This is a genomic window from Bradyrhizobium sp. LHD-71 (assembly GCF_031157255.1).
In the GTDB taxonomy this organism is placed as follows: Bacteria; Pseudomonadota; Alphaproteobacteria; order Rhizobiales; family Xanthobacteraceae; genus P52-10.
Map to the genome: position 1 here is coordinate 12767 of NZ_JAVIFX010000010.1, position 15470 is coordinate 28236.

14 protein-coding genes are annotated in these 15470 nt (G+C 62.0%); 4 read left to right on the forward strand and 10 right to left on the reverse strand.

Annotation, left to right across the window (positions count from 1 at the left end; all coding sequences use genetic code 11):
- Positions 1–2: 2 nt before the first annotated feature.
- From scpA to RCO31_RS12580, 7 genes are all read right to left on the reverse strand, one after another.
- Positions 3–2162, reverse strand: a complete 2160-nt coding sequence (gene scpA, locus RCO31_RS12550; RefSeq protein ID WP_308968717.1) for a methylmalonyl-CoA mutase — start codon at positions 2160–2162, stop codon at positions 3–5.
- A 27-nt stretch (positions 2163–2189) separates the two neighbouring features.
- Positions 2190–2654, reverse strand: coding sequence for a GFA family protein (locus tag RCO31_RS12555; RefSeq protein ID WP_308968718.1), 465 nt, complete (start codon positions 2652–2654; stop codon positions 2190–2192).
- Positions 2651–4519, reverse strand: coding sequence for a methylmalonyl-CoA mutase subunit beta (locus RCO31_RS12560; RefSeq protein ID WP_308968719.1), 1869 nt, complete (start codon positions 4517–4519; stop codon positions 2651–2653). Before RCO31_RS12560 ends, RCO31_RS12555 begins: the two co-directional genes overlap by 4 nt.
- A gap of 268 nt (positions 4520–4787) precedes the next feature.
- Positions 4788–5321 carry a 2-amino-4-hydroxy-6-hydroxymethyldihydropteridine diphosphokinase gene (gene folK / locus RCO31_RS12565; RefSeq protein WP_308968720.1) on the reverse strand — a complete coding sequence of 178 codons (534 nt, stop codon included), beginning with the start codon at positions 5319–5321 and terminating at the stop codon, positions 4788–4790.
- Between the two features lie 130 nt (positions 5322–5451).
- Positions 5452–5820, reverse strand: coding sequence for a dihydroneopterin aldolase (gene folB / locus RCO31_RS12570; RefSeq protein WP_308968721.1), 369 nt, complete (start codon positions 5818–5820; stop codon positions 5452–5454).
- Positions 5817–6584 carry a dihydropteroate synthase gene (gene folP, locus RCO31_RS12575; protein ID WP_308968916.1) on the reverse strand — a complete coding sequence of 256 codons (768 nt, stop codon included), beginning with the start codon at positions 6582–6584 and terminating at the stop codon, positions 5817–5819. The genes folB and folP overlap by 4 nt, the downstream gene beginning before the upstream one ends.
- Before the next feature lie 192 nt (positions 6585–6776).
- A complete protein-coding gene (locus tag RCO31_RS12580; RefSeq protein WP_308968722.1) occupies positions 6777–7184 on the reverse strand; it encodes a DUF4332 domain-containing protein in 408 nt (135 codons plus the stop codon).
- A gap of 518 nt (positions 7185–7702) precedes the next feature.
- Here RCO31_RS12580 and RCO31_RS12585 point away from each other — a divergent pair.
- A complete protein-coding gene (locus RCO31_RS12585) occupies positions 7703–9265 on the forward strand; it encodes a helicase HerA-like domain-containing protein (RefSeq protein WP_308968723.1) in 1563 nt (520 codons plus the stop codon).
- A 115-nt stretch (positions 9266–9380) separates the two neighbouring features.
- Positions 9381–10778: a M20/M25/M40 family metallo-hydrolase gene (locus RCO31_RS12590; RefSeq protein WP_308968724.1), complete on the forward strand. Its 1398-nt coding sequence runs from the start codon at positions 9381–9383 to the stop codon at positions 10776–10778.
- A 69-nt stretch (positions 10779–10847) separates the two neighbouring features.
- Here RCO31_RS12590 and RCO31_RS12595 read toward each other — a convergent pair whose 3' ends face one another.
- Positions 10848–12497, reverse strand: coding sequence for a glycosyltransferase family 39 protein (locus RCO31_RS12595; protein WP_308968725.1), 1650 nt, complete (start codon positions 12495–12497; stop codon positions 10848–10850).
- Between the two features lie 432 nt (positions 12498–12929).
- On the opposite strand from RCO31_RS12595, the gene RCO31_RS12600 reads away from it, so the two are divergent.
- Together RCO31_RS12600 and RCO31_RS12605 are read left to right on the forward strand one after the other, a co-directional pair.
- Entirely contained in the window at positions 12930–13934 is a 1005-nt protein-coding gene (locus RCO31_RS12600; protein WP_308968726.1) for a hypothetical protein, read from the forward strand.
- Between the two features lie 117 nt (positions 13935–14051).
- Entirely contained in the window at positions 14052–14465 is a 414-nt protein-coding gene (locus RCO31_RS12605) for a MucR family transcriptional regulator (protein WP_308968727.1), read from the forward strand.
- A gap of 23 nt (positions 14466–14488) precedes the next feature.
- Here the strand turns inward: RCO31_RS12605 and RCO31_RS12610 are convergent, their stop codons facing one another.
- Positions 14489–14920, reverse strand: coding sequence for a SufE family protein (locus tag RCO31_RS12610; RefSeq protein ID WP_308968728.1), 432 nt, complete (start codon positions 14918–14920; stop codon positions 14489–14491).
- A gap of 123 nt (positions 14921–15043) precedes the next feature.
- The gene (locus RCO31_RS12615; protein ID WP_308968729.1) at positions 15044–15451 is read right to left on the reverse strand and encodes a DUF5330 domain-containing protein; all 408 of its coding nucleotides are present in this window, start codon (positions 15449–15451) and stop codon (positions 15044–15046) included.
- Positions 15452–15470 lie beyond the last annotated feature (19 nt).

Below are 15470 nucleotides of genomic sequence, written 5' to 3' on the forward strand. Positions count from 1 at the left end.
CGCTACTCCGCCGCCTCGCTGGAGTGGCCGAGGCGGAGGCTGAGCTTGCGGACGAGTTCTTCGGCAGCGTCGGCGATCACAGTGCCCGGCGGAAAAATCGCTTCGGCGCCGGCTTTGTAAAGCGCATCGTAATCCTGCGGCGGCACCACGCCGCCGATGATGATCATGATGTCGTCGCGGCCGTGCTTCTTCAGCGCCGCTTTCAGTTCGGGCACCGCGGTCAGATGCGCAGCGGCAAGCGAGGAGACGCCGAGGATGTGGACATCGTTCTCGACGGCCTGCCGTGCCGCTTCGTCGGCGGTCGCGAACAACGGGCCGATGTCGACGTCGAAACCGATATCGGCGAAGGCCGACGCGATCACTTTCTGACCGCGATCGTGTCCGTCCTGGCCGATCTTGGCGACGAGGATGCGCGGTCGACGCCCTTCGGCGTCCTCGAAGGCTTCGATCAGGGCGCTGAGCTTCTCGACCTTGTCGGACATGGTGGAAACCTCGCGCTTGTAGACGCCGGTGATCGACTTGATCTCGGCGCGGTGACGTCCGAAGACCTTTTCCATGGCGTCGGAGATCTCACCGACGGTCGCCTTGGCGCGCGCCGCGTCGATGGCGAGCGCCAGCAGGTTGCCGCTGCCATCGCTGGCGCTGCGCGTGAGCTTGTCTAGCGCCTCCTTGAGCGCCTTGGGATCGCGCTCCTTCCGCAGCCGCGTCAGCTTGTCGATCTGCAGGCGGCGCACGGTGGTATTGTCGACCTTGAGCACGTCGATCGGGGCTTCGCTTTCCGGCTTGTACTTGTTGACGCCGATCACCGATTGGCGGCCGGCATCGATCCGCGCCTGCGTCTTGGCCGCGGCTTCCTCGATCCGCAGTTTCGGCACGCCGGCCTCGATCGCTTTTGCCATGCCGCCGAGCGCCTCCACCTCCTGGATGTGGGCCCATGCCTTCTTTGCCAGATCCTGCGTCAGCCGCTCGACGAAATACGAGCCGCCCCACGGATCGATAATGCGCGTAGTGCCGCTCTCCTGCTGCAGGAAAAGCTGGGTGTTGCGGGCAATGCGCGCGGAGAAATCGGTCGGCAACGCCAAAGCCTCGTCGAGCGCGTTGGTGTGCAGCGACTGCGTGTGGCCTTGCGTCGCCGCCATCGCTTCGATGGTCGTGCGCATCACGTTGTTGAACACGTCCTGGGCGGTGAGCGACCAGCCCGAGGTCTGGCAGTGGGTCCGCAGCGATAGCGAGCGGGCGTCCTTCGGATTGAAGTCCTTCATCAGCTTCGCCCAGAGCAGGCGTGCCGCCCGCATCTTGGCTACCTCCATGAAGAAGTTCATGCCGATCGCCCAGAAGAACGACAGCCGCGGTGCGAACCGGTCGATGTCGAGACCGGCGGCCACGCCGGCCCGCACATATTCGACGCCGTCGGCGAGCGTGTAGGCGAGCTCCAGATCCTGGGTCGCACCCGCCTCCTGCATGTGATAGCCGGAGATCGAGATGGAATTGAACTTCGGCATGTTCAAGGAGGTGTAGCCGAAGATGTCGGAGATGATCCGCATCGAGGGCGTGGGCGGATAGATGTAGGTATTCCGCACCATGAACTCTTTGAGGATGTCGTTCTGGATCGTGCCGGCGAGCTTCGCCGGCGGGACGCCCTGTTCCTCGGCGGCGACGACATACAGGGCCAGCACCGGCAGCACTGCGCCATTCATGGTCATCGAAACGCTCATCTGATCGAGCGGGATGCCTGCGAACAGCGTGCGCATGTCGTAGATCGAGTCGATGGCGACACCCGCCATGCCGACGTCGCCGGCGACGCGGGCGTGGTCGCTGTCGTAACCCCGGTGGGTGGCGAGATCGAAGGCCACCGACAGACCCTTCTGTCCCGCCGCAAGGTTGCGGCGATAGAAGGCATTGGAGTCTTCCGCCGTGGAGAAGCCGGCATACTGGCGCACGGTCCACGGCTGATTGACGTACATGGTGGGGTAGGGGCCGCGGAGGAACGGCGCAACGCCCGGATACGTGTTCAGGAAATCGATGCCGGCAAGATCGGCTTCCGAATAGGCCGTCTTCACGGCGATGCCTTCCGGCGTGAGCCAGGGCTGTGCGCCTGCCTCAACAACGGGTGTCGCAGCGTCGGCGAACGGCAACTGCGTGAAATCTGGAATGCGACTCATCGATCTCGAGGCCCTGATCGTCTTGATCTATGTATCATGGTCCGGGTGCTGGTGGCTGACAATGCGCGCCAGCGTCTGCGCGCCTGCAAGTTCGCCTGTCGTTCGTCCCGGCAGGTCGTCGATAGACCCTACCCATGGCAACCGTGATTCCGTTCCGGTCGCATAGGTCGGCGTCACAAGGTCCGGCCGGTCGAAACTTCCGGTTGTCAGCTCCATGTAGGGTCCGCCGATCTGGCGATAGCTGAGCGGTGTTCCGCAAGCGGCGCAGAAGTTGCGTTCGGCGATGGTCGAGGACCGGAAGCTCGCCGGCTGGCCGCGGGTCCAGGCAAAGTCTTCGTGGCGGACCTCGGCGAGGGATATGAAGGGACCGGCGACGGCCTTCTGGCACATGCGGCAATGGCACAGGCCGACTTTGACAGGCTCGGCGTAGACCGCAAAGCGGATGGCGCCGCATTGGCATCCGCCGGTCAGTACGGCCTTGCGCCCGGTCATTGCTTCGCCTCCTGGTACGCTGCACGCAGCGTCGCCAGCACATCGCTTCCCGCGAAGATGAAGTCGCTGACGGCAGCGGCGCGATAGTCGGCTTCTTTCTCGCCCGGCCGACCTGCAAGGTAGATAGGGGCCGCCCCTGCCTCCGCCAACGCCTTCGCCGCATCCGCAGCATTGGTTGCATAGACGGCGTCCGACGAGCAGAGGCAGACGAGCGAGGTTCCCGCCTTCTTGAAATGGTGCACGAGCGTCGGAATTTCCCAGAAGCCGTCATTGTCGGGGGCTTCGATGCCGCCGGCTTCGAAGAAATTTTTCGCAAAAGTGGCGCGAGTGGTGAAACTTTCAGGCGTTCCGAGATTGGCGAGAAAGACTTTGGGGCGGCTGCCCGTTCTCGCCAGGATCTCGTCCGATACGTCGCGCAGCGCTTCGAACGGCTCCGCGAGGCGATACGGCGTCAGCGCATCGAAGGTGTATTTCGCATCGCCATAGGCTTCGAGAGCGACGGGGCGTGCAGGGAGGACGCTCGGAGACTTCTCCAGCAGGTTGGCGAATTCGCTCGTGCCGGTGATGACATCCTTGCGCCGCGCGACGTTCTTTTCGCGCAGCGTACGCACGTCTGAAATCTGGCCTTGCAGCATGTTGCTCGCCAGCGCGGCCCAGATTCCGCCGGCCTTTTCGATGTTCTGAAACAGCTCCCAGGCGTGTGTGCTGAGCTGAGCGGTCAGCGCTTCGATGCCGCCGGAGCCAGCGGCCGGATCGGTGACCTTATCGAGGTTCGACTCCTCGAGCAGGATCAACTGCGTGTTGCGCGCAACACGTCGCGCGAATGCGTCCGGCAGGCCAAGCGCCAGCGTGTGCGGCAGTACGGTGATGCTGTTCGCGCCGGCAAGGCCGGCTGCAAACGTCGCCATGGTCGCGCGCAGCATGTTGACGTCGGTGTCGCGCCGCGTGAGCATCCGCCATGCGGTGTCCGCGGCAATGAACAGCGGCGCCGGCGTGAGGCCGCAGGCCTGCTCGACGCGCGCCCATAGCTTTCGCAGGCTGCGAAACTTCGCCATGGTGAGGAATTGATCGGCGTCGGCACGCATGCGCGCGTAAATCATGTTGCGCGCCGTGGACAGCGGCATGCCTGACGCTTCGAGTGCGCGCAGGTAGGCGATCCCGGCCGCGAGCACAAATGCAAGCTCTTGTGCTTCCGAGCCGCCGGCATCGTGGACCACGCGGCCGTCGGCGACGACTGCACGGCCTTGGACACCTTGTGCGGCGACAGCATTGACGGCATCCGCCAAGGTGGGCGCCATGTCGTCCCAGGAATAGGGGCTCGCTCCCCACACGGCGGCCGCACCGATCGGATCGAAACCGAAGCGGATGTCGCAGGCAGACGCCGCGATGCCCTGCTCCTTGAGCAAGGCGAGCACGTGAAAAGGCGCCTCGCGCGATTGCGGTCCGATCTGAAACTCGATCCCGATGCCTGCATCGAGATGGACCCCGTCCAGGGTTCGCCGGATCGCCGCCGGCGACGGATCGAGCCCGAAACCCGCCGAGCCGTTCGCGCCGGCGAATACCAGCGAAAGACCGGTTGCGCCGTTCTCGAGGTCGGTGAGCGCCTGCTTATTGGCCTCCGCCGGATCCGGATGATCGAGGCGCTGCATGATCTGCCAGGGCGTTGCTGCCGGGCGGCCGGCAACGATCGTCGCATCAGTCGTGCGCGGGTAAAGCGGTTCGACCGAAAGCCCGTCCGCGGTCTTGGCCACGAGCCGTTCGCGCGGCGCGCCTTTCAGCACGCCATCGACAAGTTTCAGCCACGTCTCGCGAGTGGCGGCGGGAAACTCGGACGCAAGCGGCAGGTCCTCGGCATCGGCAGACATGAACGCGAACCACTCCAAGTATCGATAGGCGCCGATCTCTAGCGCGGTGAGTTTGAAATTCCTGCCAACGTCCCAACGTCGCGGCAAGTCCGGCGCAGGAATTTCAAATTCAAAAACCACACTAGAAACATAAAGTTGCTAGTGCTCCTTATGTTTCCGAAGTTCGCATATCGAGTGTACCGCGCCGTGATGCGAACGTCGGAAACGGAGCACTAGTTCTTTGACCGAAAAATGCCATGGCGCAAGGGGTGGCAGACGGCCATTTTGCTCACGCTGGCGGCAGCTTCTCAACCCCGTCCGCGGCAACCGTTCTCAACGCTGCGGCGGCGGTGCGGCCGCCGATCGTTCGGTTGGGGGCGATTTCGGACAGCGGCACCAGGACGAAGGCGCGCTCGAACAGGCGAGGGTGGGGCAATGTCAGTCCGTGCTCGTCGATCGCCAGGTCGTCAAAGGCGAGCAGGTCGAGGTCCAGCGTGCGCGGTCCCCAGCGACGCTCGTTGCGGCGATCGCGGCCGTGCTCCCTCTCGATGTCGTGCAAGGTTTGCAAGAGCGCGTGGGGATCGAGCGGCGTTTCGATCTCGATGCACGCGTTGACGAATGACGGCTGCTGCTCTTCGCCCCAGGGCGGCGTCGAATAGTCCGATGAGCGCGCAACCAGGCGGGCTCGGGCTCTGTCGCAGATCGCAGGGATTGCCCGGGCAAAGCGCGCCCGGACGTCGCCGACGTTGCCGCCGAGCGCAATCAGCGCGCTTGTAACCCGAGGCCCGGCACCAGTGCTGCCGATCTGAAATTCCTGCACCACCTGACGCAAGCTCCTCCCAGGAATTTCAAATCGAAAGCGGCACTAGAAACGTAAAGTTGCTAATGCTCCTGTTTCCGAAGTTCGCATGTAGCGTGTGCCGCGAAGTGATGTGAACTTCGGAACCGGAGCACTAGCCATGTCGCCTTCGTGTCAGGATCACGCCGACGTCGTCAAAAATAGCGGCGATCGGCGCGTGCGGCTTGTGGACGGTGACCTTGAGCGCACTGACGGCCGGGAAGGCCGCCAGGACGGCATCGGCCACCGCGCCCGCTGCCCGTTCAAGGAGATAATAGTTGTGACCGGCAAACGCTTTCGTCGCCGTCGCGACCACGTCCGAATATGAGATCGTATCTTTCAGCTTGTCGGTGTGTGACGGTTCGCTCAGGTCGGTCGACAGCTCCAGATCGATGACGAAGCGCTGGCCGACTTCGGCTTCATGCTCGAGCACGCCGTGCCGGGCATGGATGACGATGCCGTGGATGAAAATTGTGTCGGTCATCGCTTTCCTTCGATTGCAGCGTAAACGCGCAGGGCCTGAACAGTCTCCGCTACGTCATGGGCGCGAATGATCGCGGCACCGTTTCGCACGGCAACGAGGTGTGCCGCAAGCGAACCTCCGAGACGCCGATCCGGTTCTGACTCCGCAACTGCGCTGATGAAGCGCTTGCGGGAGCCGCCGACCAGCAGCGGGCAACCGAACGCCTTCAGTTCGGATAGCCGCGCCAACGCCGTCATGCTTTGATCCGCCGTCTTGCCGAAGCCGATACCGGGATCGAGCGCGATCCGCTCCCGCACGATGCCAGCTTGCTCGGCGACGTCCAGTGTGCGGGTGAAAAAGGCGGCGATGTCGCTCATGATATCGATCGCCGGATCGACGCCATCGCGATTGTGCATGGCGACCAGCGGCGCCCGATACTCGGCGACCACGCGGGCCATCTCGCCGTCGCGCAGCAGGCCCCAGACGTCGTTGACGATGGCTGCTCCGGTATCCAGGGCGAACCGGGCGACCGCAGCCTTCATCGTATCGATGGACACGGGCGTTCCCAATGCGACGATATTTTTAAGTACTGGTCGGAGCCGACCGATCTCTTCGTCCGCCGATACCGGCGCCTGGCCGCCGTAAGGCCGCGTGGATTCAGCGCCGACATCGATAATGTCGGCGCCGTCGGCAATCATGCGTTCCGCCTGGGCGAGCGCGTGCCTCGGATCAAGGAATTTCCCACCGTCAGAGAACGAATCCGGCGTGATGTTGAGGATGCCCATCACTGCCGGATATGGGCGCGTCGCCGGTGGCCATCCGGGGGCCACTGCGCTCCGGACTACGCGAACGGACTGGCTCTCTGACGCCTCGGTCATGGACGCGCTTTGCGCGGTCCGTCGGCTCAAGTCAAGGACCTGGAACCGGCCTCAGCGGCGGGAAACTGCCCAATTTTTCCCTGATCAGGATGGACTTGATCAATAGGTGATCTTGCGCGGCAGCTTTCGCGCGCGCTCGATCAGGATGCGCACCGACTTCTCGGTGGGCTGCGCGCGCATCAACCGATGCTTGCTGTTGGCCTCCGCCATTGCTTCCGCGAGCTTCCTGGGGTTTCGGTGGCTGAGTTCGCCAACCGTCGTGACGCCCGCGCGCCGCAATAACTTCGCCTTTTCGCTGCCCATGCCTTTAATGCGCATGCAGTCGGCGTTGTTCGCCCAGTCGAGCCACTGCTGTTCGGAGATACCAGTGTTGGCAGCGAGATCTTTGCGGCCCTTCACTGTGCGTGCCGCTTCGAGCAACTTCTCCGTCGTCCGGATGTGTCTCGATTTCAGCTTGACCTCCAGAAACGGGGTCATTCCATCAATATATTTCAGCGGGTAGTTCATGGCACTCGCAAAGACACTCAGGCAGCCGAATCAAAAAAAGGCGTACGCAGAAACCGGAAGCGCCGCTTAATCCATCAGCAGAAGAATAGAACGGAGCGAACCGGGGCACGCCGATCGCCTTGCCGCCGAGGATCCGCTCTCGACGGTTGCGCTTCGCCGATCCACCTGCATGTCATTCCGCTCTGAGTGTGTCTCTTGTTCAATTTTTACTTTAGGTCGCGCTAGTCGTGAAAGACAAGCATCAACACTGTCGGAGTCGGTTTTTTGCGTCTCATCTCTGCCAAGTGTTGCAACAATGCCAGAGTCGTGGCGAAATCCTGCAAGGAAATGTATGTAGGTGCAGAATTGACGATATCTCGCAGTCGTCAGGCGGGCGTTCTGCCGAACGGTGCGTTCGTGCGGCGCCAATCGTCGAAGGAGCCGATCGAACATGTCGCATTGGCAAGCGATTCAGATAGATTCATTTTCTCGCGAACAACTCCGAACCTGTTCTTCGGTTTCGGATGAGAAGGCACGTCATGGCGAACGCTGATACCAAGGAAGCAATCTTCGTAGGCAAGGAGGAACAGTCAGCGTGGCTGACGCTGGCGCTCGCGAACAGGCATGGTCTTGTTACCGGTGCGACCGGCACCGGAAAGACGGTCTCGTTGCAGGTTCTGGCCGAAGGATTTGCCCGTGCCGGCGTCCCGGTGTTCGCCGCGGACATCAAGGGAGACCTTTCCGGCATTTCGGAGCTTGGCGAGGCTAAGGATTTCATCCTCCAGCGCGCGAAGGACGTCGACGTAGAGTTTCAGCCAGACCAGTTTTCGACCATCTTCTGGGATGTCTTCGGCGAAAACGGCCATCCCGTGCGCGCGACAGTCTCGGAGATGGGGCCGTTGCTGCTCTCGCGGATGATGGATCTGAACGAGGTGCAGGAGGGCGTGCTGAATATCGCCTTCCGCGTCGCCGACGAGCAGGGACTGCTGCTGCTCGACATGAAGGATCTGCGCGCGATCCTCGCCAATGTGGCCGAGAACGCGAAGGCGCTGACAACTCAGTACGGTAACGTATCGGCGCAGACGGTCGGGACGATCCAACGCCAGCTCCTGGTATTGGAAAACCAGGGCGGCGACAATTTCTTCGGCGAGCCAGCGCTGGAGCTGCAGGATTTGATGCGCACCGACAAGGATGGAAGGGGCTATGTCAACATCCTGGTTGCCGACCGGTTGATGCAGAATCCGAAGCTGTACGCCACCTTCCTTTTGTGGCTGCTGTCGGAGCTGTTCGAGCAACTTCCCGAGGTCGGCGACCTGCCGAAGCCAAAGCTGGTATTCTTCTTCGATGAGGCTCACCTCTTGTTCGACGATGCGCCGGCCGCGCTGATGGACAAGATCGAGCAGGTGGTGCGGTTGATACGCTCCAAGGGCGTCGGCGTTTATTTCGTCACGCAGAACCCGATCGACGTGCCGGACAAAGTTCTGGCTCAGCTCGGCAATCGCATGCAGCACGCGCTGCGAGCCTTCACGCCGCGCGACCAGAAGTCGATCGCCGCCGCAGCGCAGACGTTCCGACCCAATCCCAAGCTCGACACGCAGAAGGTCATCACCGAGCTTGGCAAGGGCGAGGCGCTGGTTTCATTCCTTGAAGGCAACGGTACGCCGGCGATAGTCGAGCGTATTCTCGTTCGCCCGCCCTCGGCGCGGATTGGCCCGATCACAGCGGAAGAGCGCAAGGAATTGATGAGCAGGAGCCCCGTCAAAGGCAAATACGATACGCCGGTCGATCAGGAGTCCGCGTTCGAAATGCTGCAGAAGCGCGTGAACGAAACGGCGGTAGAAGGCGATGAGCCGACAGAGGCGCCAACCGGCGTGTTCGGGCATCTGAGCGCGATCGCTCACATTATCTTCGGCACCAACCGCAAGCGCGGCACGCGATTGACGACCGGGCAGATCATTGCCCGCGACGTGACGCGATCGATGACCAATCGTGTCGCGGGCGGTGTCGCGGCCAATCTCGGAAAGTCAGTTGCAGGGCAGATGGGCGGCACGATTGGACGTGCGATCGTCCGCGGCGCGCTGGGAGGAATGCTGCGACGGTGAGTTCGTCCCGATCATTTGCAGCTTTAGCGACCTGGCATTCCGGCGAGACGCCCCGTTCGCAACACCGTCCGAGCAAGCTATAATCGTCGCCGACCTCTAACCGTCGGAGACGGGAATGCCAGATCAGAAATCGCTCGACGCTGTGCTCGGGCACATCGACGCTAATATCGACAGCAGCCTCGAACGCCTGTTTGCGCTGCTGCGTATCAAGTCGATTTCTGCCGATCCGGCATTCACAGGCGACTGCAAAGCGGCGGCGGACCATCTGGCGAAGGATATCGCCTCCATCGGTTTTGCAACGGACGTGCGTCCGACCGGCGGACATCCGGCGATTGTCGGCAAGTCGGAGGGCTCTGGCCCGCGAGTGATGTTTTACGGACACTATGATGTGCAGCCCGTCGACCCGCTGAATCTCTGGGAGCATCCGCCGTTCGAGCCCGCGGTTAGGACCTTGGCCGATGGCCGCAAAGCGATCGTCGCGCGAGGCGCACAGGACGACAAAGGCCAGCTCATGACCTTCGTCGAGGCCTGTCGGGCCTGGAAGGCGGTGACGGGTGATCTGCCGCTTCCGGTCACGATTCTGATCGAGGGTGAGGAGGAGGTTGGCTCGAAGAACTTCGGCGCGTTTCTGAAGAACAACAGGAGCGATCTCGCCGCCGATTTCGCGCTCGTCTGCGACACTAATATGTGGGACCAGAACACGCCGGCGATTACGACCTCGCTGCGCGGACTGGTATATGAGGAGGTGCGCATCAAGGCCGCGAACCGCGATCTGCATTCGGGGCTGTTCGGCGGCGGCGCGCAGAATCCGATCCGCGTGCTGACACGTATTCTCGGCGGGCTGCACGACGAGAACGGCCGCATCACCATTCCGGGCTTCTACGACGGGGTGAAAGATACGCCGCCCGACGTGCTCGAGGCGTGGAAGAAGCTGAACTTCTCAGCCGAGACATTTCTCAAGCCGATCGGCCTGTCGATCCCCGCCGGCGAAAGGGACCGGCTGCTGATCGAGCAGGTCTCGTCACGACCGACCTGCGACATCAACGGTATTTTCGGTGGTTACACCGGCGAGGGCGCAAAGACGGTGATACCTGCGGAAGCGACCGCAAAGGTGTCGTTCCGTTTGGTCGAAGGCCAGGATCCGCAAAAGATCCGCGATGCCTTCCGCGCCTATGTGAAGGCGCGGCTGCCGGCCGACTGTTCGACCGAATTTGCCGATCACACCAATGCGCCGGCGATCGCGCTGGACTGGACGATGAAGCCGCTTGGCGCGGCGCAACGTGCGCTGACCGAGGAATGGGGCAAGGAGGCACTTCTGATCGCTTGCGGCGCATCTATCCCGATCGTGGCGGACTTCAAGCATACGTTAGGGCTCGACACAGTCATGGTCGGCTTCGGGCTCGAGGACGATCGCATTCATTCGCCAAACGAGAAGTACGATCTGAAGAGCTTCCACAAGGGCATCCGCTCGTGGGCGCGCATCCTGGCGGCATTCGCCAAGGCGCGCGCCTAGATTCGTTTGTTTGATCGCATTTTCTGCGGAAAACCGGTGCCCACTTTTCCGGAAAATGCTCTAGCAGCGCTACTGCGGCGCCGGAATGGTCAGCAAACTCGAGATGCTCGAGCCGCGGATGTCATAGACGCGCGCGAACACGACGTCGTCGCGCTTGATCTCGACCAGCACCGGCGCATTGAGGCCCTTGCAATAGAACTCGCCGAGCGTCATCGCGAAATCGGCGCTCTGGCTGTCCCAGCCAATGCTGAATTCCTCGCCCAGCGCGACCCGGGCCGCCTGCTGCGGTCCGCAGACCGCGACCTTCCACTTTCGGTTCGCAGGCGGGATCTCCTGACGTTCCTCGAGTTGCAGGCGCAATTCCTCGGACGCCTGTTTCAGCGCAAGACCCCAGTAGTCGAGCATGTAAAGATGCTCGGCTGCGCGCACGGTTCCGGCGATATGATTGAAGTAGGTGTACTGATAGGGATGGAGTCGGATCCCTTCTGCCAGCGGCAACAGCAAGGCCGCGCCGAACACGATGTTGACGCCGAGGACCGCCATCGCGCCCTGGCGCCTTACACGGTCGTTGATCCAGGCAAAGCCGACCCCGGCCATGACAGCCATCGGCGGAATGACGAACAGGAAGTGGCGGATGCCGTTGTAGAGGGCAGGGCGCTTCACCATCGCGACCATCAGCGGCAGGGTCGCCGCGAGCGCAAGCATAGTGAGGATCATCTTGCGCTTTGCCGGCACGTCGCGGCGAAAGAGCGAAACTGCAGTGACACCGAGGCCGGCCGCAAGCGTTACCATCATCGCTTCGGGCAATTTGAGTGCGAACAGCGTCGGCAGGTACGACCACGGCATATCCGGCACGGACACCATCTGGCCGTTGTACAGTTCCTTCCACGGCTTCTCGAAAAAGGCTGAGAAGTAGGTCATCGCCTGCAGGGGATTGTCGAGCCGAACGATCGACCACGGCCAGATCAGCCCCATCACCAGGTAGCCGAACAACAGTCCGGGGACCAGCACGTAAACGACGCGGACGAGCCGATGCACCGTCTCACGTAGTCCCTGCGTCCGCAGTTCCTCAAGAAGCAGCGGGATGAACGCGATCAGCACATAGATCAGCGCGAAGCCGCCGAGAATGCGGCAACCCAAGGCAAGCCCGGCGCCGAGGCCGACAATCAACACGGTATGTGATGACGGGGACGGGTATTCCTCGACGAGGCGGACCAGGCCCAGCATCAGCACGACCATGGCGATCGCGAACGGGATGTCCTTCGGATTCATAAACATGTGGCCATAGAAGGCCGGGCAGACCGTCACCAGGACCAACGCGACAAGACCCGCGACCGGCCCACCGACGCGACGTCCAAGCCGCCACGTCAAGGCGATCCCGAGGACGCCAACGAATGCGCCGACCAGACGGCGTGTCTCGAACAGTTCGAGCGGCAGAATTTTATGCAGCAGCGCGGCAGCCATATCGAAGCCGCCGCCGTACATGTACAGGTTGACGAAGGAGAGTGCGCTCTTGTCAGTGAATCCGGAGCCGTAGAGCTTGAGCAGAAGCTCGGCGTACTCTGCATGGGTATAGTCGTCCCAGCCGAGGCCGTAATTCTTGAACGTCAGCGATGCGATGATGGCGATCGCGGCCAGCAGCAGCAGAGCAACATCGTCGCAGGTTTGCCCTATCGATCGCCGTTCCGGCGTATCGACGATCGAAGTGATACTGGTCATCTGTTGCTAGACCGACCGTTCCTCAGGACCTTTGAAATTTCACAGCGCAGGCCTATTCCCCCGACGCTGACTATATCGTGATCACGTTCACGTGTAAGCTAATTATAGGCTTATTTTATGAGTGCAATGCAATAACTCTCGGTACGGTAAAGATTATTTGGAACACGTTGCACGCGAAACATGACCGCCTGTTCATCTCGTTGGGACATTCTGTGCGCAAAAAATGATGCTCGCATCCTTCGATACCGGCGGCATTCATCGTGCGGCGCAGGGTGCGGTGCCAGGGCCGCCATCTGAGATGGTCGTCACGGGCGGCTGCTTATAGCAGTGCCGGAACCGCTTGGATCGTGACTGTCGTGCAGCGAAGGCCGGCGCTGCGGCGTCCAATGTTGAGGACATCCGCCAACCAAAGCGCGTAAAGGCGTCGATTGCTTGGCAAATGCACTTTTGCAGAGCGAGCCGTATGACGGTATTGTGGCTTCGGGATCGGACCGGTTCCCTTGGCTGAACCGGACTGCGGATGGCGCTGCCGCCCGTGTCGCGGCGTGGGGTTTTCAGATGATGGTGCTGCTCGCCGCGGGCGTCGGCGTATTAGTGATGGGCTTGCTTGCTGTCGGCTTCGGCATTCCCATCAGCGACTCCAGCTTCGGTAACGCGCTGCTGATCGCCGGCGTTGTCATCCTGTGCACCGGCCTCATCCTGATCGGCATGTGGTTCGTCGCGCGCGAATTGGTGAAGCTCGGGAAGCTTATGGTCGCTCACGACGCGCATCTCGGCCGCTTCGTCGCTTCCGACAGGCCGCCCGCTTCAGCAGTCGATGAGTCTCTGGTCGAACGGCTCGGTGGTGATGCGGTTACCGATCATGTCCGTGTGTCTGGTTCGCCGCCGTGGGCCGAACCGCCCGCGCGCAGCAGGCCGAGGCCTCCCATGTCAGGGGTTCCTCCGATCGAACCTGTCGCAGTGCCGCCTCCGCCCGAACCCGATCGCCCGATCCGGCGCAACCTGCTGTTCACCAGCAAGCGGCGTGAGAGGCTTGAAGCGCTTGCGCAACAAGGCGGCGCGCCGCCGTCGCCCATCGCGCAGGACGCTGAACCCAGGATGTCGTCGTTCGAGAATGCCTGGTCGCGACCTTTGCGGCAGAACAGTCTGGCGGAACGCGTGGAGCCGTCGGCTTCGCCGGCCGAGGCGACGACGAGCGATGACAGGAGCGCCGGCGCTTCCACCGAGCCTCAAAACGAGGATACGCCTGCAGAGGCAGCGACCACGTCCTCGACCGACCTTCCGCCCGGCGTCACGGTCGTTCGATCGGGTTCGGTCGATGAAATGACCTACACGTATTACTCGGACGGTTCGATCGAGGCGCAGTTGCCAGGCGAAGGACCGATCCGCTTCGCATCGCTCGATGCGTTGCGAACTTACGTCGAACAGCGGAAGTAATAGCTGCCGCATCAAGTCTACTCGAGACTATACTCTGTAGTCGCTCGCCTGATCTTGGATAGTCTTTGGTTCCGATCGGGTTCCTGATATACGCAAGTAAATTCAGGAGCTGCCCGCATGACGAATCCGCCCGCGAAGGGCTTCATCGATCTGACCGCCGAGATCGTCTCGGCCTACGTGGGCAATAATACGACGCCCGCGTCGGAGTTGCCGGCGCTGATCGGCCAGGTGCATGCGGCGCTGGTGCGCGTGTCCGAAGGTCAGGCGCTTGCGGTAACCGCGCCGGCAAAGCCGGCCGTGCCTGTGAAAAAATCGCTGACGGCTGAATACATCGTCTGTCTTGAAGACGGAAAGAAGTTCAAATCGCTGAAGCGTCATCTGCGCACGCAATACGGCATGACGCCGGAGCAATACCGCGACAAATGGGGATTGCCGGCGGACTATCCGATGGTCGCGCCGAACTATGCGGTCAAGCGTTCGCAGCTCGCCAAGAAGATGGGCCTCGGCCAGCCGCGCAATGGCAAACGCTGATCGTTCTGTCAGGACGCCATTCTTCAGGAAGCGATGGCCAGCGCGTCACGGGCATCGCTGCGGACGCGATTGACCATCGAGCGCAGGCCGTTGGAACGCTGCGGCGACAAGTGTTCGCGGAAGCCCAGCTCATCGAAGACTGCAATCGCATCGGTCTCGATGATCCGCTTGGGCGTCTGTCCCGAGTACAGCGATAGCAAGATCGCGATCAGCCCGCGCACGATGTGTGCATCGCTGTCACCAATGAAGGACAGCACGGCCTCGCCGCGTTCGTTGCGCTCAAGGCGTTTTGCGAGCCAGACCTGGCTGGCGCAACCCTGGACTTTGTTGTTGGCGGAACGGTCCTCTTCCGACAACGGGGTGAGCGTTCGCCCAAGCTCGATGACGTAACGATAGCGGTCGTCCCACTCATCGAGCAGCGCGAAGTTGTCCTTGATGTCGTCGATCGTCGCCATGATGTCTCAAATACCGCCCAGATCCGCGGGACAGCGGAATCCCGTGAGCCATATATGAGAACGCTCTTGGCCGAAAGCGAGGTCTTTCGGCTGGAATTTGCCGTGCTGTTACAGGGAGTTCCACTAGCTCCCGCGTACGGTGGCCGCGCGCGACGGGGCGCCAGGACCTCGCCAGTCGGCCTTCAGGTCTTCGGCCGTGAGCGTGTCCGCCGGCGCGTGTTGCCCGACCTCTTCATCGCTGCGGTCGATCGAACCGGTGTGATCCGGCTTCTTCTCGGTGATCATCTGGTAGACCTTACGTGCGCCAGCCTGTGCACGGTGCCCGATTACGGTCGCAGCCTGACTGCCGATCTCGCACGCCGCAGGTTGACGGGCGCAGAACTGGCTCATGTCGGACATCGCAGCTCCCGCAGCGGTCACGGCTTCACTCGCGCCGATCTGCGGCAGCTTCTCCGATTCGGGCGTTTTCTCGGTCGGCAGCAGCACGAGCACGAGCCCGAGCCAGAATGCCACGCGCATTAGAAAGAACATCGTGTTCTCCCGTCCAGTT

Coding starts and splice junctions, on each gene's coding strand:
- RCO31_RS12555 (WP_308968718.1), bottom strand. CDS start 2,654: ATGACCGGGCGCAAGGCCGTACTGACCGGCGGATGCCAATGCGGCGCC.
- RCO31_RS12610 (WP_308968728.1), bottom strand. CDS start 14,920: ATGGCGACGATCGACGACATCAAGGACAACTTCGCGCTGCTCGATGAG.
- folB (WP_308968721.1), bottom strand. CDS start 5,820: ATGACCGACACAATTTTCATCCACGGCATCGTCATCCATGCCCGGCAC.
- RCO31_RS12615 (WP_308968729.1), bottom strand. CDS start 15,451: ATGTTCTTTCTAATGCGCGTGGCATTCTGGCTCGGGCTCGTGCTCGTG.
- RCO31_RS12595 (WP_308968725.1), bottom strand. CDS start 12,497: ATGACCAGTATCACTTCGATCGTCGATACGCCGGAACGGCGATCGATA.
- RCO31_RS12560 (WP_308968719.1), bottom strand. CDS start 4,519: ATGTCTGCCGATGCCGAGGACCTGCCGCTTGCGTCCGAGTTTCCCGCC.
- RCO31_RS12590 (WP_308968724.1), top strand. CDS start 9,381: ATGCCAGATCAGAAATCGCTCGACGCTGTGCTCGGGCACATCGACGCT.
- scpA (WP_308968717.1), bottom strand. CDS start 2,162: ATGAGTCGCATTCCAGATTTCACGCAGTTGCCGTTCGCCGACGCTGCG.
- folP (WP_308968916.1), bottom strand. CDS start 6,584: ATGGGCATCCTCAACATCACGCCGGATTCGTTCTCTGACGGTGGGAAA.
- RCO31_RS12585 (WP_308968723.1), top strand. CDS start 7,703: ATGGCGAACGCTGATACCAAGGAAGCAATCTTCGTAGGCAAGGAGGAA.
- RCO31_RS12605 (WP_308968727.1), top strand. CDS start 14,052: ATGACGAATCCGCCCGCGAAGGGCTTCATCGATCTGACCGCCGAGATC.
- RCO31_RS12580 (WP_308968722.1), bottom strand. CDS start 7,184: ATGAACTACCCGCTGAAATATATTGATGGAATGACCCCGTTTCTGGAG.